At 66.6% G+C, this 24549-nt stretch carries 26 protein-coding genes; 7 read left to right on the plus strand and 19 right to left on the minus strand.

Annotated features, from left to right (window positions below; translation table 11 throughout):
* Positions 1-28: 28 nt before the first annotated feature.
* From OU416_RS06785 to OU416_RS06795, 3 genes are all read right to left on the minus strand, one after another.
* Positions 29-988, minus strand: a complete 960-nt coding sequence (locus OU416_RS06785) for a hypothetical protein (RefSeq protein WP_270925945.1) — start codon at positions 986-988, stop codon at positions 29-31.
* Between the two features lie 259 nt (positions 989-1247).
* Positions 1248-1919 carry an LON peptidase substrate-binding domain-containing protein gene (locus tag OU416_RS06790; RefSeq protein WP_270926091.1) on the minus strand — a complete coding sequence of 224 codons (672 nt, stop codon included), beginning with the start codon at positions 1917-1919 and terminating at the stop codon, positions 1248-1250.
* A gap of 56 nt (positions 1920-1975) precedes the next feature.
* Positions 1976-2428 (minus strand): hypothetical protein, encoded by a 453-nt coding sequence (locus OU416_RS06795; protein ID WP_270925946.1) that lies wholly within the window; start codon positions 2426-2428, stop codon positions 1976-1978.
* Between the two features lie 42 nt (positions 2429-2470).
* On the opposite strand from OU416_RS06795, the gene OU416_RS06800 reads away from it, so the two are divergent.
* On the plus strand, positions 2471-3091 hold the full coding sequence (locus OU416_RS06800) for a TetR/AcrR family transcriptional regulator (RefSeq protein ID WP_270925947.1): 621 nt from the start codon (positions 2471-2473) through the stop codon (positions 3089-3091).
* Here the strand turns inward: OU416_RS06800 and OU416_RS06805 are convergent.
* Positions 3058-3813, minus strand: a complete 756-nt coding sequence (locus tag OU416_RS06805) for a hypothetical protein (protein WP_270925948.1) — start codon at positions 3811-3813, stop codon at positions 3058-3060. The two genes, OU416_RS06800 and OU416_RS06805, sit on opposite strands and share 34 nt — an antisense overlap.
* 21 nt (positions 3814-3834) lie before the next feature.
* Entirely contained in the window at positions 3835-4485 is a 651-nt protein-coding gene (locus OU416_RS06810) for an NUDIX hydrolase (protein ID WP_270926092.1), read from the minus strand.
* A 152-nt stretch (positions 4486-4637) separates the two neighbouring features.
* On the opposite strand from OU416_RS06810, the gene nadA reads away from it, so the two are divergent.
* The 4 genes from nadA to OU416_RS06830 all read left to right on the plus strand — a co-directional run bounded on the left by nadA (position 4638) and on the right by OU416_RS06830 (position 9219).
* On the plus strand, positions 4638-5654 hold the full coding sequence (gene nadA / locus OU416_RS06815) for a quinolinate synthase NadA (RefSeq protein ID WP_270925949.1): 1017 nt from the start codon (positions 4638-4640) through the stop codon (positions 5652-5654).
* Positions 5651-7255, plus strand: a complete 1605-nt coding sequence (locus OU416_RS06820) for an L-aspartate oxidase (protein ID WP_270925950.1) — start codon at positions 5651-5653, stop codon at positions 7253-7255. The genes nadA and OU416_RS06820 overlap by 4 nt, the downstream gene beginning before the upstream one ends.
* Positions 7252-8100, plus strand: a complete 849-nt coding sequence (gene nadC, locus OU416_RS06825) for a carboxylating nicotinate-nucleotide diphosphorylase (protein WP_270925951.1) — start codon at positions 7252-7254, stop codon at positions 8098-8100. Before OU416_RS06820 ends, nadC begins: the two co-directional genes overlap by 4 nt.
* A gap of 198 nt (positions 8101-8298) precedes the next feature.
* Positions 8299-9219, plus strand: a complete 921-nt coding sequence (locus tag OU416_RS06830; protein ID WP_270925952.1) for a CPBP family intramembrane glutamic endopeptidase — start codon at positions 8299-8301, stop codon at positions 9217-9219.
* 95 nt (positions 9220-9314) lie between these two features.
* Here OU416_RS06830 and OU416_RS06835 read toward each other — a convergent pair whose 3' ends face one another.
* On the minus strand, positions 9315-10133 hold the full coding sequence (locus OU416_RS06835) for an SAM-dependent methyltransferase (protein WP_270925953.1): 819 nt from the start codon (positions 10131-10133) through the stop codon (positions 9315-9317).
* Between the two features lie 153 nt (positions 10134-10286).
* Positions 10287-11078, minus strand: coding sequence for a carbon-nitrogen hydrolase family protein (locus OU416_RS06840; protein ID WP_270925954.1), 792 nt, complete (start codon positions 11076-11078; stop codon positions 10287-10289).
* Positions 11079-11377: 299 nt separating this feature from the next.
* Between OU416_RS06840 and OU416_RS06845 the strand changes: the two genes are divergently transcribed.
* Complete coding sequence (locus OU416_RS06845) at positions 11378-12004, plus strand: GntR family transcriptional regulator (protein WP_270925955.1); 627 nt, start codon at positions 11378-11380, stop codon at positions 12002-12004.
* 42 nt (positions 12005-12046) lie between these two features.
* On the opposite strand, the gene OU416_RS06850 is transcribed toward OU416_RS06845, so the two are convergent.
* Positions 12047-13288 (minus strand): MFS transporter, encoded by a 1242-nt coding sequence (locus OU416_RS06850; RefSeq protein WP_270925956.1) that lies wholly within the window; start codon positions 13286-13288, stop codon positions 12047-12049.
* 21 nt (positions 13289-13309) lie between these two features.
* On the opposite strand from OU416_RS06850, the gene OU416_RS06855 reads away from it, so the two are divergent.
* On the plus strand, positions 13310-14848 hold the full coding sequence (locus OU416_RS06855) for a recombinase family protein (RefSeq protein ID WP_270925957.1): 1539 nt from the start codon (positions 13310-13312) through the stop codon (positions 14846-14848).
* Between the two features lie 78 nt (positions 14849-14926).
* Here the strand turns inward: OU416_RS06855 and OU416_RS06860 are convergent, their stop codons facing one another.
* The 11 genes from OU416_RS06860 to OU416_RS06910 all read right to left on the minus strand — a co-directional run bounded on the left by OU416_RS06860 (position 14927) and on the right by OU416_RS06910 (position 24520).
* Entirely contained in the window at positions 14927-15130 is a 204-nt protein-coding gene (locus OU416_RS06860) for a hypothetical protein (protein WP_270925958.1), read from the minus strand.
* On the minus strand, positions 15131-15982 hold the full coding sequence (locus tag OU416_RS06865; RefSeq protein ID WP_270925959.1) for a peptidoglycan recognition protein family protein: 852 nt from the start codon (positions 15980-15982) through the stop codon (positions 15131-15133).
* 6 nt (positions 15983-15988) lie between these two features.
* Complete coding sequence (locus OU416_RS06870; protein ID WP_270925960.1) at positions 15989-16546, minus strand: hypothetical protein; 558 nt, start codon at positions 16544-16546, stop codon at positions 15989-15991.
* On the minus strand, positions 16543-16767 hold the full coding sequence (locus OU416_RS06875; RefSeq protein ID WP_270925961.1) for a hypothetical protein: 225 nt from the start codon (positions 16765-16767) through the stop codon (positions 16543-16545). The genes OU416_RS06870 and OU416_RS06875 overlap by 4 nt, the downstream gene beginning before the upstream one ends.
* A gap of 113 nt (positions 16768-16880) precedes the next feature.
* A complete protein-coding gene (locus OU416_RS06880) occupies positions 16881-17210 on the minus strand; it encodes a hypothetical protein (RefSeq protein ID WP_270925962.1) in 330 nt (109 codons plus the stop codon).
* Positions 17211-17225: 15 nt separating this feature from the next.
* Positions 17226-17867: a hypothetical protein gene (locus OU416_RS06885; RefSeq protein ID WP_270925963.1), complete on the minus strand. Its 642-nt coding sequence runs from the start codon at positions 17865-17867 to the stop codon at positions 17226-17228.
* 4 nt (positions 17868-17871) lie between these two features.
* A complete protein-coding gene (locus OU416_RS06890; RefSeq protein ID WP_270925964.1) occupies positions 17872-20349 on the minus strand; it encodes a hypothetical protein in 2478 nt (825 codons plus the stop codon).
* Entirely contained in the window at positions 20350-21189 is an 840-nt protein-coding gene (locus OU416_RS06895; RefSeq protein ID WP_270925965.1) for a hypothetical protein, read from the minus strand.
* Between the two features lie 2 nt (positions 21190-21191).
* A complete protein-coding gene (locus OU416_RS06900) occupies positions 21192-23669 on the minus strand; it encodes a hypothetical protein (RefSeq protein WP_270925966.1) in 2478 nt (825 codons plus the stop codon).
* Between the two features lie 99 nt (positions 23670-23768).
* Positions 23769-24152 carry a hypothetical protein gene (locus tag OU416_RS06905; RefSeq protein ID WP_270925967.1) on the minus strand — a complete coding sequence of 128 codons (384 nt, stop codon included), beginning with the start codon at positions 24150-24152 and terminating at the stop codon, positions 23769-23771.
* Complete coding sequence (locus tag OU416_RS06910) at positions 24149-24520, minus strand: phage tail assembly protein (protein WP_270925968.1); 372 nt, start codon at positions 24518-24520, stop codon at positions 24149-24151. Before OU416_RS06910 ends, OU416_RS06905 begins: the two co-directional genes overlap by 4 nt.
* Positions 24521-24549: the final 29 nt, after the last annotated feature.

The following is a 24549-nucleotide window of genomic DNA, read 5'->3' on the forward strand; positions in this document are numbered from 1 at the left end:
TCCGGGGCGCGTTCGTGCGTGCTGGAGGTCAGGGAGCGGCGCGCAGCGAACCGGTCAGCTTGTTGAGGTCTTCCTGGCTGAGCGCGCCCTCCACGCCCTGGTCGGCGGTGGCCATCATGACCACCGAGCTCTGCCCGTCGCTGTTGGTCGCCACCACGCTGGTCAGCGCGGTGGTCGCGTCGCACGCGCCCGGCTGGGGCAGCGTGACGCGCGCGGTGACGCGGACAGCGGGGACGTTGCCGGGGAGCTGGATGTGCTCCGGCGCACCGGTTTCGACGATCGGCGCGACGCCGTCGCGGCCGTGGGCGTACTGGACGAGCTTCGCCAGCGTCTCGGTGGCCACCGCGGTGTCGTCCGGGCCCTTGCGGGCGCTCACGCCCGAGGTCGCCCGGTAGCTGCGGGGATCACCGGGGCAGAAGCCGACCATGTAGTCGGCGACGCCGGTCATCGTCACCGGGTCGTCCGGCGGGCCGTAGGCCTGGATGTTCTCCGGGTCGGGATCCAGCTCCCACCCGGCCAGCGGCACGTCGTAGACCGCGGTGCGCTTGGGCACCCGCACCACCTGCCAGCCCGGGACCACCGGCTGCAGGTCCGGGTTGGCCGCGCTCGGCGGCGCGGTGGTGGCCTGGGTGGGCGTGCTCTTGGTGGTGGTCGGGCTCTGCGGCGGTGGCGGCGAGGCCTGCTGACCGCTGGGCACCAGCAGCACGACGGCCGTGGTGACGATGGCGATCAGCGCCACCGCCCCGAGCGCGATCGCGGTGATCAGCGGGCCCTTGCTCTTCTTCGGCGGCGTCGGGTAACCGCCGGGCAGGCCCTGGTACTGCGGCTGCTGGTACTGGGGCTGCTGCGGCTGGCCGTACGCGCCGAAGCCCTGGTACTGCTGAGCGTCGGGCTGCGGGTATTGCGCACCGCCCACCGGCTGACCGGTCAGCGGGTCGTACTGCTGACCGCCTCCGTGCGAACCCCATTGACCACCAGGTGACGACATGGGGTGATCCTAAGAGCTTGTTCGTGGTTGTTTTGCGTGGGTGGTCGGTTGGCGGAACCTGAGTGCTTCCCTGGACTGCGGGTGCCCCTCCTGATGTATGAACGAATACACGGCGGAGGGGCCGTCCTCGCCAGGAAAGCACTCAGAACCCGCGGCGGTGCGAGCTGGGTGCGTACTCGAAGCGGCTGGCGCCGCTTGTAAGGCGCGGACGGCTACGCCGACAGTGCTCAACGAGCCCACCAGGAGTGATCACCCCAGGTCAGTTCACGCTGGTGCCCTGGGTGAACTCGGCCAGCGGTGCCGGAACGGCGCGCAGCTCGCGGAGGAACTCGGCTTCGCGCAGCAGCAGCCTGCGGACGTTGCGCAGCCGCGCCAGCGGATCGGTCTCGGCCAGCAGGTCCTGCCGGTCCTCCACGGTCAGCACGCAGTCGTCGGCCAGCAGGTAGGACAGCTCCGCGGCTCCGGCGTCGGGCGTTTCGCGGTTGCCGCCGCGCAGGCCGGTGGCGTGGTAGCGCTGGTGCGCCGCGCGGGCGGCGGTGGTCAGGTGTTCGCGGCGGGCCGGCGAGTCATCGGCCGGTTCGGTGTCGGGCAGCCACTGCACGTGCGCGATCAGGTAGGGCGCGGTGCCGCGGTCGATCTGCAGCAGCCGGAACCGCCGCTCGCCCGCGGCGCTGACGTCGTAGCGGTCGCCGGGCAGTTCGCGGACCTGGTCCAGCACGGCGGAGCAGCCGACGTCGTACATCGAGTCCACGTTGTCCTCGCCGACCTCCCAGCCCTGCCTGATGGCGATCACGCCGAACCTGCGGTCGGGCACCGACTCGCCGACGAGGTCCTCGACCAGCTGCCGGTAGCGCGGTTCGAAGACGTGCAGCGGCAGGTGACCGCCCGGCAGCAGCACCGAGCTCAGCGGGAACAGCGGCAAGACGTCCAGCACGCCACCAACCTACTTGCCGGGTGAAGGATCGGCCCCGCGAACGTGACCAGCGGCTAGCCGGGAGCGGTGAAGTACCGGCGAGCCGATCGCGGTGCCCAGACGAGCCCGAGCACCACCAGGTGGAGGGCGTTGTTGAGGATCACCGACCACTGGAACTGCAGGCCGGCGTCCCAGGAGGCGAAGCTGCCCGCGGTCGCGAGCACCAGCAGGACGGTCAGCGCGATCCGGCCCCAGCGGCGTCCGCGCAGCGTCGCCGCGGTGAACCAGATCAGCAGCGCGATGCTGATGGCGTGCACCACCCCGGAGTAGGCGATGGCCGCGGCGACGGCGAAGTCGACCGCGGTGCCGGTGAGCTCCGGGTTGCTCCGGAGCACCGACGCGCGAGTCGTCCCGGGCGCGAGCGCCATGACCACCGGTAGCGCGGCGTAACCCAGCGCGAGGACGGCGCATGCCGGGCTGAGCCAGCGGAGCGGAATCGGTCTTTGGTGGTACAACTGTGCTTCCATGGTGGATTATGTTAGCGAGACCGTGCTAGCTAAGATGGCGGAATGCCGAAGTTGATCGACCACCGGAAGCGTCGCGAAGAACTCGCGCTGGCGGCGTGGCAGATCATCCTGCGCGACGGGGTGGCGCAGGTGTCGGTGCGCGCCGTCGCCGCCGAGGCCGGTCTGTCCGCGGGCTCGGTGCGGCACGTCTTCCCGACCCAGGACGAACTCCTCGTCTTCCTGATGGACTTCGTCGGCGAGCGGGTGAGCAGGCGGATCTCCGCGCTGCCGCCGCGCGTCACGATCCGGGCGACCGTCGAGGAGGTGGCGGCCCAGCTGCTCCCGCTGGACGCGGAGCGCACCGCGGAGATGCAGGTCTCGATCGCCCTGTTCACGGCGGCGAACACCGAGGGCAGGCTCAAGCAGCCCCGCGACGACGCGCACCGCGCGCTGCGGGGCCTGTGCCGGTGGATGGTCGAGCAGCTGGACAACGGCGTCGACCTGGCCGCGGGCAGCGACGTGGAGGTCGAGGCGTGGCGCCTGCACGCGCTGCTCGACGGCCTCGCCGTCCACCTCGTCTACGAGCCCGACGAGCAGGGGCCGGACTGGGCGGTGCGCGTCCTCGCCCGCCACCTCGACTCGCTGCGGGCTCAGGCCAGTTGTTCGGCGAATTCCTCGCCGTAGCCGACGATCAGCAGGCGCCGTTCGGCGAGCAGCGCGGCCAGCTCGGCCCAGCAGGTGGAGTCGGGTGCGCCGTAGAGGTGGACGAGGTCGGCGATGACTGCTCGCGCTGCCTCCGGTGTCGGCGCGCTCTCCCGGTCGAAGGCGAGTAGCTCGGCGCCGGTTCCGATGTGGCGGTAGCCGTGCGTCGCCATCCTCCGGACCACCGCGTGGTTCTGGAACGTGTCCCAGTCGCCGGTGAAGTAGCCGTTCGGGATGGCCGCGAGGGCGAGGTCGTCGCGGGCCACCGGCACCCGCTGGACGAGCACCACGTCGTCGAGCGCTCGGTCCGGGTCGCGGTTCAGCTCGACCAGCGCCGCCGCGTCCTGCTCCCCGCCGGTCCGCGAGCCGGGGAGCGCTTCCCACTCGATGCTCCCGGCGTCGAGGGCCGCGGCGATGTGCGCGGTGCGCGCGTCGTCGGTGCGATGCCTCGTGGCCGGGTCGTCGCTGTCGTCGGTGTCGAGCCAGAGCCGGTCGTCGAGCGAGGCGTGACCGCTCGTGTAGGCGCACTGGTCGACGTCGTCGAGGGTGCAGAGGATCCGCGCCGGAGCGTGCGCGGTGCGCAGCTCGTCCAGGACGGCGAGCACTTCGGCGAACGTCTCGACGCCGTCGAGCCGGGCCACCGTGTTGGAGTTCAGCCGCCCCTGCAGCGCCGGTTCCAGGAGGTCGAAGCGGGTCACCTGCATTCCCGGGATCCTGCCAGAGGCCTAGCTCGGCGGGCGGAAGACGGCGAAGGGGTCGGTGACCTGGAGGTCGCGGCTGGTGAAGCGGAACAGCGCGGGCGGGCGCCCGCCCGCGGGGCCGGCGGGCAGCGTGCGGCCGGTGGGTTCCAGCGCGCCGCGGCGGGTGAGGACGCGCTGGAGGTTGGTCGGCGCGACCTGGTAGCCGAGCGCCGCGGAGTAGATGCCGCGCAGCTCGGAGACGGTGAACTCGGCGGGGGCCAGCGCGAAGCCGATGTTGGTGTAGGACAGCTTGGCGCGCAGCCGGTCCCGGGCGGCCAGCACGATCTGCTCGTGGTCGAAGGCCGTCGGCGGCAGCGCCTCGACCGGGTGCCAGCGGGTGTCGGCGGGGACCTCGGGGTCGACGTCGGAGGGCACCAGGCCGAGGAAGGCGGTGGCCACCACGCGGCGGTCGGGCACCCGGTGCGGGGCGCTGAACACCGAGAGCTGCTCGACGTGGGAGAGCTTGTGCACGTCGACCTTCTCGGCCAGCTGGCGGCGGATCGAGGTCTCCACGTCCTCGGTGGCCGCCAGCCGCCCGCCGGGCAGTGACCACCGGTGCACGTCCGGTTCCCGCGCGCGCTGCCAGAGCATCACCTGCAGGTGGTCGTCGCGGACCTGCAGCACTCCGGCGAGCACTTCGTGACCAGCGTCGCTCTCGTTCGGGTGACCTGCGGTGTTAGGATGTGGCACGTTTTCGATTCTAAGGCGAAAACCTCGGAGCGGTTGATCCGGGGTGTGGAACGGACCTCCCCGGCCTGCCGACCGGGGGATCCGGCGAGGAGGACGACATGGCCGCTACTGCCACCTGGGAGCGGACCGACGCCGGTTACACGGGAGTGCAGGCCGACGCCGACTGGGCCCGCGAGATCCGCGCGCTGGCCGACGAGCGGGACGCGGTGCTGCTGGCGCACAACTACCAGCTGCCCGAGATCCAGGACGTCGCCGACCACACCGGTGACTCGCTGGCGCTGAGCCGCATCGCGGCCAGCAGCAGCGCGAGCACGATCGTCTTCTGCGGCGTGCACTTCATGGCCGAGACCGCCAAGATCCTCGGTCCGGAGAAGACGGTGCTCATCCCCGATGAGCGCGCCGGCTGCTCGCTGGCCGACTCCATCACCGCCGAGCAGCTGCGCGCCTGGAAGGCCGAGCACCCCGGCGCGGTCGTGGTGTCCTACGTCAACACCACCGCCGATGTGAAGGCCGAGACCGACATCTGCTGCACGTCCTCGAACGCCGTCGACGTGGTGCGCTCCATCCCGGCCGACCGCGAGGTGCTGTTCTGCCCCGACCAGTTCCTCGGTGCGCACGTCAAGCGCGAGACCGGCCGGGACAACCTGCACATCTGGGCGGGCGAGTGCCACGTGCACGCGGGCATCAACGGCCCGGAGCTGGCCGAGCGCGCGGCGGCGAACCCGGACGCCGACCTGTTCATCCACCCGGAGTGCGGCTGCGCGACCTCGGCGCTGTACCTGGCGGGGGAGGGCACCGTCGCCCCGGAGCGGGTGAAGATCCTGTCCACCGGCGACATGCTGACCGCCGCCCGCGACACCGGCGCGCGGTCGGTGCTGGTCGCCACCGAGGTCGGCATGCTGCACCAGCTGCGCAAGGCCGCGCCGGAGATCGACTTCCGCGCGGTCAACGACCGGGCCTCCTGCCGCTACATGAAGATGATCACCCCGGCCGCGCTGCTGCGCTGCCTGCGCGAGGGCGCCGACGAGGTGCACGTGCCCACCGACGTCGCCGACCGCGCGCGGGCCTCGGTCGAGCGGATGATCGCCATCGGCAAGCCCGGAGGCGGCGAATGAGCTGGGAAGCGGGCGCTGACCTGCTCGTCGTCGGCACCGGCGTCGCGGGCATGACCGCGGCCCTGCGGGCCCGCGAGCTGGGCCTGCGGGTGCTGGTGGTCAGCAAGGACTCGGTCGACGCGGGCAACACGAGCTGGGCGCAGGGCGGCATCGCCGTGGTCCGGCCCGACGAGCTCGACCCGGGCGACAGCCTGGCAAAGCACGTCGAGGACACGCTGACCGCGGGCGTCGGGCTGTGCTCGCGCCCGGCGGTGCGGGAGATCCTGGCGGGCGGCGCGGCGGCGATCGACCGCCTGCGCGCGAACGGCGCCCGCTTCGACGTCGGAACCGGCGGCGAGCTGGCGCGGACCCGCGAGGGCGGGCACAGCGCGTTCCGCGTGATCCACGCGGGCGGCGACGCCACCGGAGCTGAGGTCCAGCGCGCGCTCGCCGACGCGGTGCGCGGCGGCGGAATCCCGGTGCTGGAGCAGCACTGCGTGGTCGAGCTGCTGCGCGGCGATGACGGCTCGATCGCGGGAGCGCTGGCGATGGACGGCGAGAGCAGGCCAGGGGTGCTGCGCGCACCCGCGGTGCTGCTGGCCACCGGCGGCCTCGGCCAGCTCTACTCGGCGACCACCAACCCCGAGGTGTCCACTGCGGACGGTGTCGCGCTCGCGCTGCGGGCCGGTGCCACCGTGGCGGACCTGGAGTTCGTGCAGTTCCACCCGACGGTGCTCTACACGCCGGGTGGCCCGCGCGGCCGCCGTCCGCTGATCACCGAGGCCGTGCGCGGTGAAGGCGCGGTCCTGGTCGACGTGCGCGGCCGCCGCGTGATGGCGGGGGAGCACCCGCTGGAGGACCTCGCCCCGCGCGACGTGGTGTCGGCGGCGATCAACCGCCGCGCCGCCGAAACCGGCTCGGAGCACGTGTTCCTGGACGCGACCGGCATCGGCGCGGGCTTCGCGGCCCGGTTCCCGACGGTGCACGCGGCCTGCCTGGCGGCCGGGATCGACCCGGTGCGCGAACCGATCCCGGTGGCCAGCGCCGCGCACTACTCCTGCGGCGGCGTGATGTCCAGCGTGGACGGCCGGACGTCGGTGTCCGGGCTCTACGCGGCGGGCGAGGTGGCCTGCACCGGGCTGCACGGCGCGAACCGGCTGGCCTCCAACAGCCTGCTGGAAGGCCTCGTCGTCGGGGCGCGCGCGGCCGAGGCGGTGGCCAAGGACCTGTGCTGCGGTCTGCTGACCCGCAAGCCGGTCGGCGAGGTCGGCCCGCCTGCGCTCGCAGTGGTCGACCGCGAGCTGCTGCAGACCACCATGAGCCGCCACGCGGGCATCGGCCGCTCCGAAGAAGGGCTGGCCGCGGCCACGAAGGCGCTGGACGGCGCGGCGATCGTCCGTCCACTCAGGACCAGGGAAGCGGTGGAGGACGCGTCGATGCTGATGACCGCGCAGGCGCTGCTCGCCGCGGCCCGGCAGCGGGCCGAGTCCCGCGGCTGCCACCGGCGCTCGGACTTCCCGGACACCGACGACCTGCGCTGGCGGCGCAGCACGGTGTTCCGGCTGGACGCGTCGGGCTGGCTCATCCACACCACGGCCGGGATTGCGAGGACGGCGGCATGACGATCGACATCGACGACGCGCGCGAGGTGGTGCGCACCGCGCTGGCCGAAGACCTGCGCTACGGCCCGGACGCGACCACGGTGGCGACGGTGCCCGCCGACGCGATCGCCGAAGCCGGTTTCAACACCCGGCGCGCCGGTGTGCTCGCGGGCCTGCCGGTGGTGCGGATGGTCCTCGACGAGGTGCTGGGCGCGGACGCCTACGCGGTGCTCTCCGAGCGCTCCGACGGCGACGTGCTGGCCCCGGGCGACTGCGCGCTGCGGGTGAAGGCCCCGGTCCGCGGCCTGCTCACGGCCGAGCGCACGGCGCTGAACCTGCTGTGCCACCTGTCCGGCATCGCCACCGCCACCGCGGCGTGGGTGGACGCGGTGGCGGGCACCGGCTGCCGCATCCGGGACAGCCGCAAGACGCTGCCGGGCCTGCGCGTGCTGCAGAAGTACGCGGTCCGCTGCGGTGGCGGCGTCAACCACCGGATGGGCCTGGGCGACGCGCTGCTGATCAAGGACAACCACGTGGTGGCGGCGGGCTCGGTGGTGGCCGCGGTGCGGGCCTGCCGCGCGCACGCGCCGGAGCTGCCGATGGAGGTCGAGGTCGGCACGCTGGACGAGCTCGACGCGGTGCTGGCCGAGGACGTGTCGCTGGTCCTGCTGGACAACTTCACCCCGGACCAGTGCGCGGAAGCGGTCCGCCGCGTCGCCGAGGTCTCCCCGCGCACGGAGCTGGAGGCCTCCGGCGGCCTCACCCTCGAAGTGGCGGCGGAGTACGCGGAAACCGGAGTCCAGTACCTGGCGGTCGGCGGCCTGACCCACTCCTCCCCAGCCCTCGACCTCGGCCTCGACATGTGAATCTCGGGCGGAACACCGCTGGTCAGAGCCCGTGAGCGTTTTCTGGTGCCATAGCACCCCAAAGCACTCACGGGCCCTGACCAGCAGAAACGTTATCCGGGCGCGTCGCCGTTCGACGGGGTTGCTCACTCGTGGGCGGGGCGGAGATTACTCTTCGTGGCGGGCAGGTGTCGTTCGCTGGATCGGGGAGGGAACTTGGTGAACAGCGCGCAGCCGGAACGGGTTCTTCCGTCGCCGTTGCTGGCGGGGATCGAGCGGGCTCGGCGGCCCAGCGGGCCGATCGTCGGGGTGCTCGTGGTCGTGGGGTGCCTGCTGGTCGGGCAGACGCTGGCCGCGCTGGTGCTGTTCCCGCTGTTCGGGGCTTCGGCGGCTGCCGCGCTCGGCGGGGCGATGGAGCTGGCCGATCAGCTCGCGATGCTGCTCAGCTTCGTCGGCATCGCCGGGCTGCTCGCGCTGTGGATCCGGCTCAAGGAGCGGCGGCCGTTCGGCAGCGTCGGGTTCTTCCCCGCTTCGCGCATCGGCGCGCACCTGGCGATCGGTACCGGAGTGGCCGTGGTGCTGCTGGGCGTGCCCGTCGGCGTGAACCTCCTCAGTGGACAGTTCGACGTCGGGGCGGTGCACACCGCGCAGGTGGGCGCGGCGTTCGTCGCGCTCATCGGGTTCGCCGTGCAGGCCAGCACCGAGGAGATCATCACCCGCGGCTACCTGATGCAGGTCACCTTCCGGAAGTGGGGACTGACCGCGGCGGTGGTCCTGCAGGCCGCGGTCTTCTCGCTGCTGCACGGCACCAACCCGAACGTGACGGTGGTGGCGCTGGTCAACATCCTGCTCATCGCACTGCTGCTGGCGTTCTGGGCGCTGGCCGAGGGCGGGCTGTGGGGCGTCTGCGCCTTCCACGCGGTGTGGAACTGGTGTCAGGGCAACGTCTACGGCATCCAGGTCTCCGGCATGGACGTCCGCACGACCATGCTGAGCATCGGCGGAGCCCCGGGCAGCGCCGACCTGCTCACCGGCGGCGGCTTCGGCATCGAAGCCAGCCTCCTCACCACCGCCGTCCTGGCGATCGGCACGGCCCTCGCGATCCTCGCCTACCGCCGCACCCGATCGGCGTCGAGGTGAAGGGCACCTTTCGCCGAGTAAGTGGGCGAAGGGTGCCCTTCACCTCGGCCACCGGGGAGCAAATGCGGTCGGAGGCGCCGTGGTCGAGATGGGCGTCAGGGCTTGCGTCCCAGCCCTGCCAGCGTGGTGGTGTCGCGCCGTGCCAGCTCCGGGTCCTCGGCGTGCCAGTGGCCGGACCGGACCACTCCCGGTTCCACCAGCTCCAGGCCGGTGAAGTAGCCGGCGATCTCCTCCGGCGTGCGGTGGTTGTACGGGATCGCCCCGGACTCCGCGTAGCGCCGGGCCGCGTCCACCGCTGCGGAGTCGCTGTCGTCGACGTCGAACAGCGCCAGGTAGGAGCCCGGTGGCAGCGCCGCCAACAAGGTGTCCACAATGGATCGTGCGCGGGCGTACTCGGGGATCAGGCCCATGATCCCGAACAGGATCAGGGCGACCGGCTGGCCGAAGTCCAGGGCTTCGCGAGCGGCTTCGATGATCGTCTCGGGCTCGTGGACGTCGGCGTGGACGTACCGGGTGGCCCCCTCCGGCGTGCTCGTCAGCAGCGCGCGGGCGTGGGCCAGCACGAGCGGATCGTTGTCGACGTAGACGATCCGGCATTCCGGGGCGGCCCGCTGCGCGATCTCGTGGGTGTTCTCCGCGGTCGGCAGGCCGGTGCCGACGTCCAGGAACTGCCGCACCCCGCACTCGGCGACCAGGTGCCGGACCATCCGCCCCAGGCAGCCCCGGCTGGCCTGCGCCGCCGTCCGCATCCCCGGGAACACCTGCAGGAACTCCTCGCCGGCGGCGCGGTCGACCGCGTAGTGGTCCTTGCCGTCGAGCCAGAAGTTCCAGACGCGGGCCGCGTGCGGCACGGTCGTGTCCATCTCGCCGGAAACGCTGGACACCCGTATCTGGACGTCCTCGGAATCGGACATGCCGGATTCTCCCTGAAAGCACTGGATGACTACTGACGGCTACTGTCTACCGCACTTCCGCCATCCCGTGCAGAGCCCCCGCAGAACCCGCTGGCATCCGCGGTGAAGGGCACCTTTCAGCAAGTAAGTTGCTGAAAGGTGCCCTTCACCGGGTCAGAAGCGGCGGTTGGTGAGGACCGGGATGGCTTGGCGGGCCTGGGTCGTCGTGGTCGGGTCGATGTCGACGACCTCGATCTCCGGGGCGTCGGCGAGCTGGGTGTGGATCTGGCCGTAGGGGGTGGCGACCAGGCTGTGGCCGATGCCGGTGGGGGCCTTGCCGCTCGGTTCGCGGCCGATGCTGCGGGGGTCGGCCTGGCCGACGGCCACCACCCAGGACGTGGAGTCCAGGGCGCGGGCGCGGGACAGCAGCTCCCACTGCTCGCGCTTGCCCTCGCCGGAGCCCCAGGAGGCCGAGGTGATGATGACCTCGGCGCCCTGGTCGGCCAGGGTCGTGTAGAGGCCGGGGAAGCGGATGTCGTAGCAGGTGGCGAAGCCGATCTTGGTGCCGTCCAGGTCGAGCACGAGGGGCTGGTCGCCGGGGGCGACGGTGTCGGACTCGGCGAAGCCGAAGGCGTCGAAGAGGTGGATCTTGTCGTAGCTCGCGTCCAGGCCGCGGCCGGTGATCAGCAGCGTGTTGGTGACCCGGCCGTCGGGGGCTGGGGTGAACATGCCCGCCACCACCGCGATGCCGGCCTCATCGGCCAGGCGCCGCACCTCGGTGGCCCACGGTCCGTCCAGCGGTTCGGCCAGCGGGCCGAGCTTGACGCCGAAGCACGCCATGGTCGCTTCCGGGAACACCGCGAGGTCGGCGCCGCCCTCGGCGGCCCGCCGGATGCCGTCGGCCACCAGCTCCAGGTTGGCCTTCGGGTCCGGGCCGGTCACGATCTGGCACAACGCAATCCGCATAACCATCCTCCACAACCGTTACCATTGTTTTGTATACCAGCGATATGCAAGAAGGGTCTGTCGGCGTAGCCGTCCGCGCTTGTGCAAGCGGCGGCAGCCGCTTCGAGTACGCACGCAGCTCGCACCGCCGCGGGTACGGTGGCCCGCCACTGGGTGGCTCCCTGGGCGAGGACGGCCCCTCCGCCGTGTATCGGACATACATCAGGAGGGGCACCCGCAGTCCAGGGAAGCACTCAGGTTCCGCCACTCGCACCGCCACGCAAACCAACCACCAACAATGTTCTTCTAAGGGGTACTCGTTGCCGTCCGGACGCGAACTCGCCTACGACCACCTCAAGGACACCGTTCTCAGCGATCCGTCGATGCAGGGGCAGTTCGTCAACGAACAGGCCCTGGCCGACGAGATCGGGGTGTCCCGCACGCCGATCCGGGAGGCCCTGCTGCTGCTCGCCGCCGAGGAGCTGGTGCAGCTGGTGCCCAAGCGCGGTGCCTACATCGCGCCGGTCGGCGGGCGCGAGATCCGGGAGCTGTTCGAGATCCGCACCATGATCGAGTGCTACGCGGCGCGGCGCGCCATCGAGCTCGACGCGGTCCCGGAAGCCGAGATGCGCGCCGAGCTCGACGCCCAGCGCGACCTCGCCGGTGAGGGCGAGGCCCGCGCGTTCATCGACCGCGACCACCGGTTCCACTCGGCGCTGGTCCGCGCCGTCGGCAACGACATGCTGAGCAAGACCTACGACGGGCTGCGCGCCAGGCAGATCCGCGCGGGCATCGTGGCGCTGTTCGCCCACGGCGGCCGCCGCAAGGCGGTGCTGGTCGAGCACGAGGCGATCGTCGTCGCGCTCGTCGCGGGCGACGCCGAAGCCGCCGAAGCCGCGATCACCAGTCATCTCTCGGCCACCCAGCAGGTCTTGATCGAGGGCTGAGCCGTGAGCGGTTCGGGGCCTCCCGAACCGCTCACGGGCACGTCACTGCGCGTCGCGGCGGCCCAGCGCGAGACCGATCAGCGTCACCGCGCACGTCGCCACCAGGTACGCCGCCGGGGCGATCCAGGTGCCGAAGTGGGCGAACAGCGCGGTGAACAGCAGCGGTGCCAGCGCGCCGCCGATGACGCCCGCCAGCGTGTAGGCCAGCGACGATCCGGTGGAGCGCAGCGCCGGGCTGAACTGCTCGGACACGAAGGCCGCCTGCGGGCCGTACATGAGCGCGTGCCACACCAGGCCGACGATCACGCCGATGACCAGCAGCGTCGCCGACCCGCCCTGGACCATGGGGAAGAACACGAACGGCCACACGCCCGCGCCGATCGCGCCCACCGCGTAGATCCGGCGGCGCCCGAACCGGTCGGACAGCGCGCCGGACAGCGGCATCAGCACGAGCTGCAGCGTGGAGCCGAGCATCACGCCGGTGACCGCCCAGCTCTTGGGCATGCCCAGCTGCTGCGTCGCGTAGGTGAGCACGAAGACCGTGAACAGCGCGTAGAGCACGTCGGGGCCGACGCGGGAGAGGATCGCCGAGACCAGCGCCCGCGGCTCGCGGGTGAAGACCTCGCGCACCGGCGCACCGGCCTGCTCGCCCTTGGCCTGCAGCTCCTTGAAGACCGGGGTCTCCTCCAGCTTCACCCGGATCCACATGCCGAACAGCACGAGCACGGCCGAGAGCAGGAACGCGACCCGCCAGCCCCAGGACATGAACTGCTCCTGGGTGAGCGTCGCGGCCAGCACCGCGAGCACACCGTTGGCCATCAGGTTGCCCGCGGGCGGGCCGATCTGCGCCGCCGACGCCCAGAAGCCGCGGTGCTTCTCGCTGCCGAACTCGCTGGAGAGCAGCACCGCGCCGCCCCACTCGCCGCCGATGCCGACGCCTTGGGCGAACCGCAGGATCACCAGCAGCACCGCGCCGAGCGCCCCGACCTGGCCGTGCGTGGGCAGCAGACCGATCAGGAACGTCGAGATGCCGGTGACCAGCAGCGTGATGACCAGGACCTGCTTGCGGCCCAGCACATCGCCGAGCCGGCCGAAGACGAAACCGCCCAGCGGCCGGGAGACGTAGCCGACGGCGTAGGTCGAGAACGCCAGCAGCGTGCCCGAGAGCGGGTCGTGGCTGGGGAAGAACAGCTGGCCGAACACCAGCGCCGAGGCCACCGAGTAGGCGGCGAAGTCGTACCACTCCAGCGAGGTGTCGCTGAACCTGCTTTGACAACATCTCAATCTCTTGGAAAGATGCAGGTCATGACGGTGCGAGTGCTCTTCGCAGAGCGAATCAGCTTCGACAAGAAAGACTCAGGTTCGATCGAAACCCAGGATAGGAAGCTCCTGGCCCGGTTGGATGAGGACCCTCGCGAAGTCGTGCTGGCCGGGCGGGCGGTGGACCGCTCGGTGTCCGGCGATGTGGACATGCCGGATCGACCGGCGTTGGGGAAGTGGCTGACCGAGGTCGGTCGGGACAGCTGGGACGAGCTGTGGGTTACGACGCAGGACCGGCTCAGCCGGAACGACATGCACTTCATGGCGTTCGTCTTCAAGATCCTCAAGTGGGGCAAGACGCTCATCGTCCTGGACGACCCGTCGCTGGACCTGACAACGCCTGAGGGGCGGGCCATCGCCCACGTCAAGGCGATCGGGCCGCACAAAGAGCTGGAGCGGATCAAGGGGCGAGTTCAGGACTCCCACGACACGCGACGGTGGACTGCCCGATGGCACGGTGGGTTTCCTGGGTATGGCTACACGACAAAAACAACCGTTGAAGTTGGGGAAGACGGAAAACCCAAAGAGGCAAAAGTCCTTGTGTTGGACGAGTACTCCTGTGGCGTCCTGCACGAAATCAAAAACTGGGTAGTCGAAGAGCGCCTTCCGATTACGATCTGCGCTGACCGACTGATTGAGCGTGGAGAGCTAACGAGTGGAAACTTGTGGCGTTCCCGGAAAGAGCACCCGCTTCGTGACGAGACGTGGACGTACACGGGATTGCGGTCGATTCTCCGGAGTCCGCACCTTCTTGGAGTGAAGATGCGTGGTGGAAAGCCGATGACCAACCGTGACGGGTCATACTTCGTTATTGCAGAACCGGTATTCACTCCTGAGGAGTGGGAAGAGCTTCAGAGCGCGTTGGACGAGCGCTCCCAGACAAACTCAAGGGTAAATGGGGCCTCTCCTCTTCTGGGGGTCGGATTCTGCTGGGAATGCAAGAGGCCGCTCGGGCAGAAAGTCACCGTACGGAAGAGTGCTAAGAGCGACAAGGAGTACTCCTACCGGTGGTACAGGTGTCGGGGCAACAAGAACACACGCGCCTGCGTTGGTGTCGGCATGAAAGCCGACATCGTTGAGGATCTTTTGGAAGAACGGTTCTTACGGGAGTGCGGAAAGGAGTTCGTCACTGAGCGAACTTTCCAGCGTGGAGAAAACCATGCCTCAGAAATCAAGGAACTGGAGCGGCGGATTCAGCGGCTTCGAGAGGACCGGGAGAACGGGGCCTACGATGAGGACCCGGAGTACTACGCCGAGAAGATGAACGAGTACACCACTCGGAAGAAGGAGATTTCTAAGGTTCCGGTTCGGGAATCTGGGTGGGTCTACAACAAACTTGATGTCACCTACAATGAAGTGTGGAAAAAGGCTGACGATCAGGAGAAGCGTAAGCTTATGGTCGCTGCTGGAGTAGAGTTCAGGATGTTCAGGAACGGCGATCAAGTTGAATGGGATATCTACATCCCAGAGGACATCAAGACTCGAATGAAGGAGTATGCTGGTGGGGTTAATGAAGAAGACTGACCCCTGAAACACAAAAAGCCCCCTCCCGGACCCTTACTTGGGTCTAGGAGGGGGCGATTTCGTCGTTTACAGGGCTTCTCAGCTCTTAGGGTTTTCCTCGTCCACCGGGACGACCCACTTCCGAGCGTAGATCACTACGAGCGGGGCAACAACCGCGACCACACCAAGAATGGCCTTGGTCTGGTCCTCGGTCAGATCCACACCGAAAGACACGAGCAGGGCAATCACGGCAGAGACAGCCGCAGTGACACCTGCAACGGTGATGACAGGTTCCTTCTTCATTCACTTCTCCATTCCTGCGAGAACCCGGTCCAGCTTGTCATTCACCTCGTTGACTCGCTCCTCAAGAGCGACAACCCGACCAAGGGTCTGGTTGGTCCAGCTGCCAGCGTCGAACCAAAGGTTCGCCGCGTTGGTCTGGTTCTCGTCTCCAGGAATCCGGGACTTCTGAAGGCCAAGAATCGCCTGCTCGATCGCCCAGACACGCTTGTCCACGTTCATTGCCCAGCTGTAACCGGTCTGCTTATTGCCAGCCCAGTCGGTGAACTCATCATTCAGCGCCATGATAATCAGATCCTCTCCACCCGCAGGCGGGTTAGTCATGTACTTGGCGACATGCGCCCTTTCGGCATTCATGTCAAGTCCAGCAGGGTCGATCTTTCGACCGCGGGGAGTCGCGTATTCCTTGTGGCCGATAGCTCGTTCGGAGCCGAGACCGAATGCACGGAGAAGCGCTGCGGTGCCGCGCCGGTACGAGTCGAGCTGAGCCGGCGACCACGGTTCCCCGGTGCCGGTGTTCTCTGCCTCAACGCCGATCAGGTGCCTATTGCCCCCGTTCCGGGGAACACCGGGGTACACGCCGTTCCCGGCGTGCCAGGCGACTCCAGCGGCGATCACGATCCACGTGCCATCGCGGGCCAGGCCGAGGTTCGCCAGCGGACCCGCGAGCCCAGGACGGCCGCGCTCGACTACGGCGAGGCTCGGGTAGTTCCCGCTCCGGGCACCTGCCGTGTGGTGCCAGAGAACGCCTTCGACCTTCCCCATCGGGCCGTGCCCTCGGGTCTTCCAACCCGGCTGCTCGATGACTCGGAGCCCAGCACCCCGCAAGATGTCTGCGAGGTTGGTCAGCATCATTCTCGATCACTTCCATTCAGTCACGGTGCATTCCAGGGCTCCATCGAGTTCGCCAGGCGTGCAGCTGACCTTGGTGGGACTTCTGCCGTCCCTGCCATCGGTTCCGTCTTCGCCCGGATCTCCTTTGGGGCCCTGCTTGCCCTCTGGCCCCTGTGCTCCGATGTCCCCCTTCGGGCCGGGAATCGACTTTCCGTCGAGCCCGTTCTGGCCATCAACCCCGTCTCGGCCGTCTACGCCGTCGCGGCCGGGCTTGCCGTCTTGACCATCAAGCCCAGGACGCCCGTCGCGGCCATCACGTCCGTCTTCACCCGGCAGACCCGTCTCGCCTTGCTCGCCCTTGGTGACCTCGATTTCCTGAGCGGTATCGCAGATCCCGGCTCTACGAAGCTGGTCGATCACCGCGGGCTCGCCGGAGACGCATACCTCTGAGACGCGACTGGCGAACTCGGCCGATTCGTTCTCGGCCTGGTGTTTATCCTTCTGGGTGAGGTACTGGGAACCCACGAAAAACAAGACAGCAAGCACCGCTCCCAGTAAAGCGATCCGCTGTAGGCTTTTGCTCATAGTCTTCCCCGTCGCGCCTCTGCGGCTGCGTCTTCGGCTTTGCGGCGCTCCTCCCGCTCGACATCCAACTTGAGCTGTAGCTCTTCAATTCGTTCACGCAGTGCGCGGATCTCGTCTCGTAGCTCTGCCAACTCTTCGTCGTGGGCGGCATTGATCCGGGCGTATTCTGCGGTGAAGCGTTCTTGGGCGGACGATTCCCGTTTGAACATGATGAACAACATCGCCACGAATATGCTGCCGACGCCGGCTTGCGGGAGAGCACCAAGAACAGCGGATAGTTCCACGATCGTCCTTGGTTAGTTGGAGCCCGGCTCCGAAGAGCCGGGCCTGCTAATCACTCCGAAGCAACTTCCTCGGTTGCAGAGGTCGCAGTGTCTTCGACAACTTGCGGCAGCGCGGAGGCGGGGTAGAACTCCGCGTTCAGCTGGCTGGCGGTCTTCAGTACGAGCTGAGGACCCCACGGCGTCGCCTCTGCGTTGACAAAAGTGCCGGGGGAAATGATCCCGACGGTACCCCGTTCGGTACTTACGACCACCGTGCTGTCTTCCCGAAACTCGGACAGGTAACCGGCCTGGGTCAGATGAAGTTCCAACTCAGCCGAGTTCGCTCCGTCGTACGGGAGGTACCTGTTGGTCTCGGGGCGACGGATGACGTGGATAAGCAAGTCAAAGCCCTTCTTCTATTGTCCGATCCAAGTCGCGGTGAGCAGGTTTCCCCGAGCCCGCCAAATGGTTGTCTTGCCTCCAGCGGTCCAGATCGCCATGTACGAAGAAACCTGTTGTCCCGCATTCAGGCGGACCACGGTGCTGGTTGAAAGTGCAGTAGAGTCCTGGCCCGCTGCAATGAGACCGTACTTAGTTCCGGCCGGGGTGTTGGCTGCGTTCCCCAAGGCGAAGTAGATTGCTCGAATGCCGATATTGTCGGCCCCTCCAATAGTCTGGAGGGACAAGTTGAGCATCCACAATCCAGCGTTGTTAGCGGTGAATGTGCCATTCGACAGCGAGCAACCAACTGGGGTGCCGATTGCGGTGCCGATGTCGGTCATCTTGACGCCATCGCCACCTCCGCCAGAGGCGTTGTCGACATTGACGCCTGCCCCTCCATTGTTGTCCGTCCACTGGCCGAAGAACGCACCTGCCTGTGGACGACCAAGAGCGGCTTGAACCTGAGTCGCCCAGGACGAAACCGTGTCTGTCGTGGTGAATACGCCAGTTCCCACGGTTTCAGCAACGCGGGTATTCGAGTTGACCTGATCGATCAGTCCGTTCTGGTGCGCAGAACTGGCCACCGAGCCGGCCTGCACGTGGGAGATCACTGCCATCTGTTCAGCTCCAAATCAAAGACTGGTCCCAGCGCCCGTACTGGTCGTCGTCCCAACGGCCGATTCCTGGAACCTCGATGACCTCAACCTGGTAGGTGTCTCGAAGTCCTACGCCGTCTTCGATCTCCCTGCTGATGCCGAGAATCTGGAGACGGGTGAGACCGCCGAGTCCGTCAGGGTCGGTGATGTCGATGCAGTCGCCGATCTGGATACGCGGGTCGCCAGGCACCGAAATTGCATCCGTAACCGGAGTAGGGCGACCGTACCGCTTCATGACCTCACGAAGCATCTGACGAGTCTGGAACTCGTCTTGCAGCCACCGATTTCCGCCAAGTTCGATGACTCGCTGCCCGTAGCGACGGATGCTCTCGCCGTAGGTGCCGACCGGTTCCCCGATTGCTGTCGCTTCGCGAGCGACGTCATCCGTCGAATACGTCCAGGTCCGCTCCGGATCTTCCGTGACAACCGTTCCACCAACCCGGAACCAAGGCTGATCATTAGGACCAACGAACCCGACCGTGTTAGGTCCGGGGTTGCCGATTTTCAATTCGGTCCAGTTGCGGTCGGACTTGCGGACGACAATGGGCAGGTTCACATTCTGGTAGACGTTCTGCCCGTTGATGTAGGAATACGGCTTGTAGTCGAACCGCGGCCAATGGTCATTCCAAGCCAGATTCTCAACCGACCTGAACATGTCCGGGTGAGCACTCATTACGTACTCGTTGTCCTGGAGCCAGAACTGGTGATACTGCCCGTTCGCAGGGACGGTGAAGTTCGCCAGGCGTGAATCCTTGCCACTCCGAACGTAAGGAACATCCGACCTGGAGAAGTCGTAGATGATCCCTGGAGACGAGAACCCCGTCTTGGAAGTGATCTTCCAGAAATTACGAACAGAATCCATCGTCAGGCGAAGGTCGAGCCCTGAGACGTCATCGATGGACAGGCTCTTGACTGACTTCTGCTGGAGCTTCAAGACATCGGCGTAGTTCCAGAAATTGAACTTGCCATCTTCGCTGAAGAACGTTACGCCGTATTCGGCAGCAGCGACTTCTTTAGCAAGCTCCCACGATTCTGTGCTTTCATCTCGGAGCGTGTAGGTAACCCGGTTCCGACCCCAGGATATGTTGGCGTTGTTGTACCGGGCAGTCTGATAAGGGATGTCCAGGCTGAAGCCCCAGAGCGAACGGAGAATGCACAGGTCGCTCAAGGCGTATTTGTTCTGGACGGTGACAAGTCCGCTTCGGCCGCTCTCCGCCACACCGCCGAGAGCCCATCCAGAATCCACGATGTCGGACCTGTTGGAGCCGAGCAGGGTGCGAATCCGAGTGGTACCGTTCGGGCCGTCGTCGGCGAATGCAGCGCCGACGAAGTACCAACCTGGCTCGTTGGGCAGGAACATGGACGGCGAGTCGAATTGCCCAGGACGTCCGTCCGCGGTGAGCCGGCCGTAGACGCCACCGTTGGATTGGACGATCAGACGGTAAGCCCGGTTCTGCCACTGGAGGAGAATGACGTCGGAAGTCTCGTCGTGATTGACTCCGGTCCAGTAAATCCAGGTTCCGAGATAGGTGGTTCCCCATGGGTCGTCATCCCAATAGAACTCGGAGAAGTCGCACCAGTAGAGCTTGCGAGCATGGTTGTTGAGAGTTCTCGGAACGGCGTTCAGGGCCAGATTTCCCCAAGGCCCGTCTCGGAACTGCTCGGCCCGCCATTTCAGGTTCTCGTCCTTCTCCCAATCCTCGGTGAGGTGGAACTCGAACTCGTTATCGAAGAACCCGATCGTCGGCAGGTGCGAACCGTGGAACGGGACTTCGAGAGCCTTTTTGACTCCCCAGGTCTGATTGCTGGGCTGCCATTGCGTTTTGTGTGCGGTGTCCCATCCTTGAGGGCCGGAACTGAATCCCGCAGAACGAGCGGCCATATCGATGAGCGAGGACGAGTCAACCAGCATCGACCTCTTGTAGCCGTTGACGAGATAGTCTTTGTACATCGCGTACGGCGGAATCGACACCGGGGTTCGCATCCGTTCCGCGTTATCCAGGCAGTGAAGAGTCACTGTTCCCTGTTCGCGATTCAGCTCGACCTCGCGAACGATACCCGTAAACTGTCGATACCATTCCCAACCGTTGTCCGTCCAGACGGCGATCTCGTAGTACATCCGCACACCGAGAGACAACCCCTGCGAATAAAAGACCGACCGACCGTTATACGGGGCGAAGTGGCCAACCAGGGAAAGACCTTGGTATTCGCCCGCCAGCTCAACATCCAGGGATGCTGCTGCGTAGCCCTCGATGAGCATCAGCTCTTCAGGAGCTGTGGAAGTAAGAGCCTGGTCTCGTGTAGTCCGAGTCGCCCACCGCGACATATCGCTAAGAGGGTGGTTGTATCGGCCGTTGTTTCCCCAGTCCACCATCAGTCGGTGGTTGAACTCTCGCTGTGGAGATTCGATTGCCTGAGCAGCCTCGGGCGTGTACTCGTGCACTCAGACCTCCAATAGCGATAGCGAAACAGACTGATACGGGAAGAACGGGGAAGTGGTTTCCATCTTGTCGAATGCGACTCGGATTGATCCGCCGCCCATAGTGGCGTCGGTGGGGTCGCTGCTGAATTCAGCCTGCGAACCGATGATCTGAATCGGGGACGTGCCTCCGCTGACGTACTGCAAGGCCAGTGACGCCTCGTCGTAGTCCTGGGTATCGGGCAGTGCAGCCGCGATCCGAGTCCACACCCCAGCCGGGCAGGTCGTGTCGGGACCAGGAACGGACCTGATCCCTTGGCCTGCTCGGTACAGCTGGACGTTCCACCGAAGAACAACCTCGTCGGCCGGTTTCACGTACGCCGATGCCGTCACTGGGGTTCCAGGCAGCAGCGGGAATCGCCGGCCGAAGTCGATGAAGAGAACCTTCTCGGCCGTGAACCCGGCCCACTGCGCGGCGCGCTGGGTCCAGTCGAGCGGGCTGTCCGTGACCCGGAGCCAGGACAGCGAACCGCCGTCGACGGAGATCCCGCGGAAGTCCATGCCGGCGGGGCGGGACGACGAAGCCTCGCGCGAGACCAGGTTCCGGCGAAGCGGGTCGAGCAGAAAGTAGGGGCCAGGGATCTGCTGGGTGTAAAGAGACTCAAGGCGTGCGTATTCGGTCAGGTCGATATGCCTGATCTCGAATTCGTACCGGCTCTTGTAGCCCAGGACATCAACCGTCCGGCCCCCAGAGATGGAAGTGTGAACGCCACCGAAACGATCGATGGCGTTCACGACATCCATATCCATCGGGGGAAGAGGACGGAGATCCCCGGCAGGGCCGAACAGCCATTCGGGGATCATGCCTACCTCCGGTTATTCCGTGTGTTTGTCTTGTTCACGAGCTTGGCCATTCCGGCTCCGTCTACCTGGAGGCGGGAGCCGTGGAATGCGGCCAGGACGCCTTCGTAAACAGATCCGGTCATGCCGAATCCGTCAGAAGAGATGTGTCCGCTCCATTCCGCCGTCGCGGTCTGGTCAGCAGCACCCATCATTCCTTCGACAGCTCGTTCTGCGAGATGCGCACGCTGATCAATTCCCTTGGCGAAGTCCTCAACCAGAGCACGACCGGAATACAGCGTGTAGCCGCGACCGCTGAAGGGGCCTTCCTTAGCGGGCGAGAACGGGAAGAAGTTCCGGGCCGCATTCACCACAGCGGAAGCGGCAGCCTTGACTTTCCCGATCATCGAGCGGATACCGCTGACGAATCCCTGGATCAGGGACTGACCGGAGCCCTGGAGCATCCCGCCAACCGGGCCGATCCCGTTCGTCACCGCACCAGGGATCTGGGCGGCCTCGTTCCGAGCCCTGTCCTTGCCCTGCCGGACGGCATCGGACATGCCCGCCATGCCTTCTCGCATCTTGTCGCGAGCCCCAGCACCGCCACGAGATGCAGAGTTCACGATGTCGGTTGCCATGCCCCGGACATCTCCTGAGATCCCAGACGTCGCGGCACCGATTTCGCCTTGCAACCCGAGGAAGTTCCCTCGGGTCTGCTCGCGCATTTGCCGTGACCGAGCAGTCACCTGGTCTAGGGCATCGAAGACGCCCATCATCGCCGGGTTGACTGCGATCACGAGTCCCTTGAAGAACGACAGGACTTCGTCCGCGATCATCATGAACCCGGACAGCGCGAAGCCCAGCATTGTGAACGCCTCGATCAGCAGATCGAACCCGCCGCTTGCCGCGAAATCCTCCACCGCCAGGATGATCGAGTGGAGCGACATCATGAAGCGGTCGATCGTCTGCTGCGGGATGTTGCGGATCGCTTCCGCGATCGTGTCGAACATCCCCCCGAATGTCTCGCCCGCGTACTGCCAGTCGATTTTCCCCAGGAACTCGGTGATCGAGTCGAAGAAGTTGGCCAGGCCCGGACCGGCACCGATCAGAAAGTCCGTGGCTGCGATGGCCATCTGGCTGAACAGGTCAACCACTGCGTTCAGGACGATGCGCACGCGGTCGAGCGCGTTCGCCAGCCGGCCGTTCTCCTGGAGCCTCGCGAGGAATTCAGCGAACCTCTGGGCAACCTGGCTGATCGTGTCCCCGAGGATGCGGTAGTAGATCTCGGTGCCAGCGATGTCGAGCAGCTGCCACATGATCGCCTGGAGGCCAGGACCCATCTGCTGGAACGCCAGCTTGATTCCGTTCGCGGCACCGCGAAGGTTCTCCATGCCGACCTGGGAGGTCAGCATCTCGGCGATACCGCCAGCAGCCCGTACGGCTTCGTCAGCGACACCGACCAAGGCGTCCTGGATGATCGGGAAGATGACGCGGAGCCGGTCGAAGACGGGGGTGAGCCCACGCTCGAAGGTGTCCTCCAGCGCGGACTTGAGCCGATCGACCTCGGGCTGAAGGGTCTTGGCAGCGCGCTGGATTCCCTCCATGCCGAGCTTCACCGCAGCGAAGGCAGCAGCAGCCGCAGCAGCCACCACCGGGAGCCCGGCGAAGCCCGCGACCAGGCCGCCAAGGGCAACGCCGACGACGCCGACCAACGTCACGATCAGGCCGACGACGACTTGGAGCGCGACAGCGACCAGGCCGAAGAGCGCTACGAGAAGAGCGGCCTGGACGGCCAGGAGAACACCGCTCGCTGCCGACTGCGCGAGGCCCTGAGCGACCCCGCCGAGAGCCTGCCCAGCACTGAGCGAACCCTGGATCAGCCCGGACATCGAGCGCACCACGAGCTGGATACCGTCAGCCGCGATGACCGCGAGGTTGCCCATCATGCGGAACGACATGCCGAGCATTCCGCGATCCCGGCCGCCCTTGCGCCGACGCTCAAGGGAATCGAGGCTGTCAAGCAGACGCTTGTTGTTCTTCTCGACCTTGGTCGTCTCCGCCGCCCAGCGCCAGAGCGACATCCGGTAGGACTCGTTGGCCTGGGCGACTTGCCGTGTCGAGTTCACCAGCTTGCGCCGGAGACTGGCCAGGTTCTCTTCCGCAGCCGCTACTCGTGAGGCGCTGCGGAAGGCGGAGTTCCGGGTTTCGGTCAGCTGGAGTTCAGCGACCCGAACCCGGCCCATGAGATCGAGGTGCTGATCCCGCGACTGCCGGATGCGGTCCTCTGCTCCTCGGAGAGCAGCCGCCAGCTTCTCCGTCTCGGACTGGACAAGCCGGGTCATCCGCTGCACCGAGGAAGCGGCGGCCCCCTGGTCACCACCTACGGTGTTGATCCGCAGCGTGGTCGAAAGGCGATCTCGCTCGACCCTGCTCTTGAACTGCCGCCATTCCGTGGCGGCTTTAGTGGTGTCGAGATCAAGATTGACCTTGAACTCGTCGTCCATTGCCTCAAGCTGGGCTCGAAGCCGACGCCGGAACTCCGAGGTATCCGGAACAACCTTGATTGAGATCCGGCCGACTTCTTGTCCGCCAGGGCTTGTCATCTATCCTCCCTGAGCCTGTTTTGCGGCCTGGAGATGCATCCGGGCCGTCTGCGCAAACGCGCCCGCATTCCTCTTGTTCGATGGCCGCTCAACCGGCTTAGGCGCTTTCGGCTTTCGCTTCGAATTAGCCGCGACAACCGCGTAGGTTGTTTGCTGGATTGCGTCGATGACGTTCGCCAGCAGGTACCGGTCCTGTCCCCAGCCGACGAATTGGGCCCCGCCGCGAATCTCGGCGTACGTTCGGGACTCCAAGGGAAGCTGACGGATCAGATACAAAACCCGGATCGGGGAGTAACCCGATCCGGGCCGAATGACCTGCGCCAGGTCTAGTCCGTAGTACTGCTGGAAGTCAGCAAGAATTTGCTCGCCGCACCGGTCGATCAAGCCGGCGAGTTCTGAGCTTCCCCCGGCTGAGTCGCCTCCGTCCACTTCTGGAGAACCTTCATCAGCACCAGGACGTCACCGCCCAGCAGCTTCACGAGCTTGGTCCCCTTGCCATCCGCGGTGACCGTCTTGATAATCAGCTCGACGGTTTCGACTGCGGTGTCTTCCGACACGGTGTCGTCTTCGTCAGCGTTCTCCCGCTCGTTGTCGAGCGCGGTCATCGCAGCAATGACCTTTTCCCGATCCTTCTTCGGGACTCGCAGCAGCGAACGGAGAACGAACTCCTCGCCGGCTGCCTTGAAAACCAGGGGAGCGTATTCGCGCTCGATTTCCTCCTGGAGCGACTCAAGAGTGAACTCGTTAGACATAGGTGGCAGACCTCTTTCAGCGATATGCG

It is taken from the genome of Saccharopolyspora indica, from assembly GCF_027853965.1.
GTDB lineage: Bacteria > Actinomycetota > Actinomycetes > Mycobacteriales > Pseudonocardiaceae > Saccharopolyspora > Saccharopolyspora indica.

Bases quoted from the DNA above. Each gene is read 5' to 3' on its own strand.
- OU416_RS06855 (WP_270925957.1), top strand. From the start codon at position 13,310: ATGACGGTGCGAGTGCTCTTCGCAGAGCGAATCAGCTTCGACAAGAAA.
- OU416_RS06795 (WP_270925946.1), bottom strand. From the start codon at position 2,428: ATGGAAGCACAGTTGTACCACCAAAGACCGATTCCGCTCCGCTGGCTC.
- OU416_RS06840 (WP_270925954.1), bottom strand. From the start codon at position 11,078: ATGCGGATTGCGTTGTGCCAGATCGTGACCGGCCCGGACCCGAAGGCC.
- OU416_RS06900 (WP_270925966.1), bottom strand. From the start codon at position 23,669: ATGGACGACGAGTTCAAGGTCAATCTTGATCTCGACACCACTAAAGCC.
- OU416_RS06870 (WP_270925960.1), bottom strand. From the start codon at position 16,546: ATGAGCAAAAGCCTACAGCGGATCGCTTTACTGGGAGCGGTGCTTGCT.
- OU416_RS06805 (WP_270925948.1), bottom strand. From the start codon at position 3,813: ATGCAGGTGACCCGCTTCGACCTCCTGGAACCGGCGCTGCAGGGGCGG.
- OU416_RS06785 (WP_270925945.1), bottom strand. From the start codon at position 988: ATGTCGTCACCTGGTGGTCAATGGGGTTCGCACGGAGGCGGTCAGCAG.
- OU416_RS06910 (WP_270925968.1), bottom strand. From the start codon at position 24,520: ATGTCTAACGAGTTCACTCTTGAGTCGCTCCAGGAGGAAATCGAGCGC.
- nadC (WP_270925951.1), top strand. From the start codon at position 7,252: ATGACGATCGACATCGACGACGCGCGCGAGGTGGTGCGCACCGCGCTG.
- OU416_RS06860 (WP_270925958.1), bottom strand. From the start codon at position 15,130: ATGAAGAAGGAACCTGTCATCACCGTTGCAGGTGTCACTGCGGCTGTC.
- OU416_RS06895 (WP_270925965.1), bottom strand. From the start codon at position 21,189: ATGATCCCCGAATGGCTGTTCGGCCCTGCCGGGGATCTCCGTCCTCTT.
- OU416_RS06885 (WP_270925963.1), bottom strand. From the start codon at position 17,867: ATGGCAGTGATCTCCCACGTGCAGGCCGGCTCGGTGGCCAGTTCTGCG.
- OU416_RS06835 (WP_270925953.1), bottom strand. From the start codon at position 10,133: ATGTCCGATTCCGAGGACGTCCAGATACGGGTGTCCAGCGTTTCCGGC.
- OU416_RS06800 (WP_270925947.1), top strand. From the start codon at position 2,471: ATGCCGAAGTTGATCGACCACCGGAAGCGTCGCGAAGAACTCGCGCTG.
- OU416_RS06865 (WP_270925959.1), bottom strand. From the start codon at position 15,982: ATGATGCTGACCAACCTCGCAGACATCTTGCGGGGTGCTGGGCTCCGA.
- OU416_RS06820 (WP_270925950.1), top strand. From the start codon at position 5,651: ATGAGCTGGGAAGCGGGCGCTGACCTGCTCGTCGTCGGCACCGGCGTC.
- nadA (WP_270925949.1), top strand. From the start codon at position 4,638: ATGGCCGCTACTGCCACCTGGGAGCGGACCGACGCCGGTTACACGGGA.
- OU416_RS06875 (WP_270925961.1), bottom strand. From the start codon at position 16,767: ATGTTGTTCATCATGTTCAAACGGGAATCGTCCGCCCAAGAACGCTTC.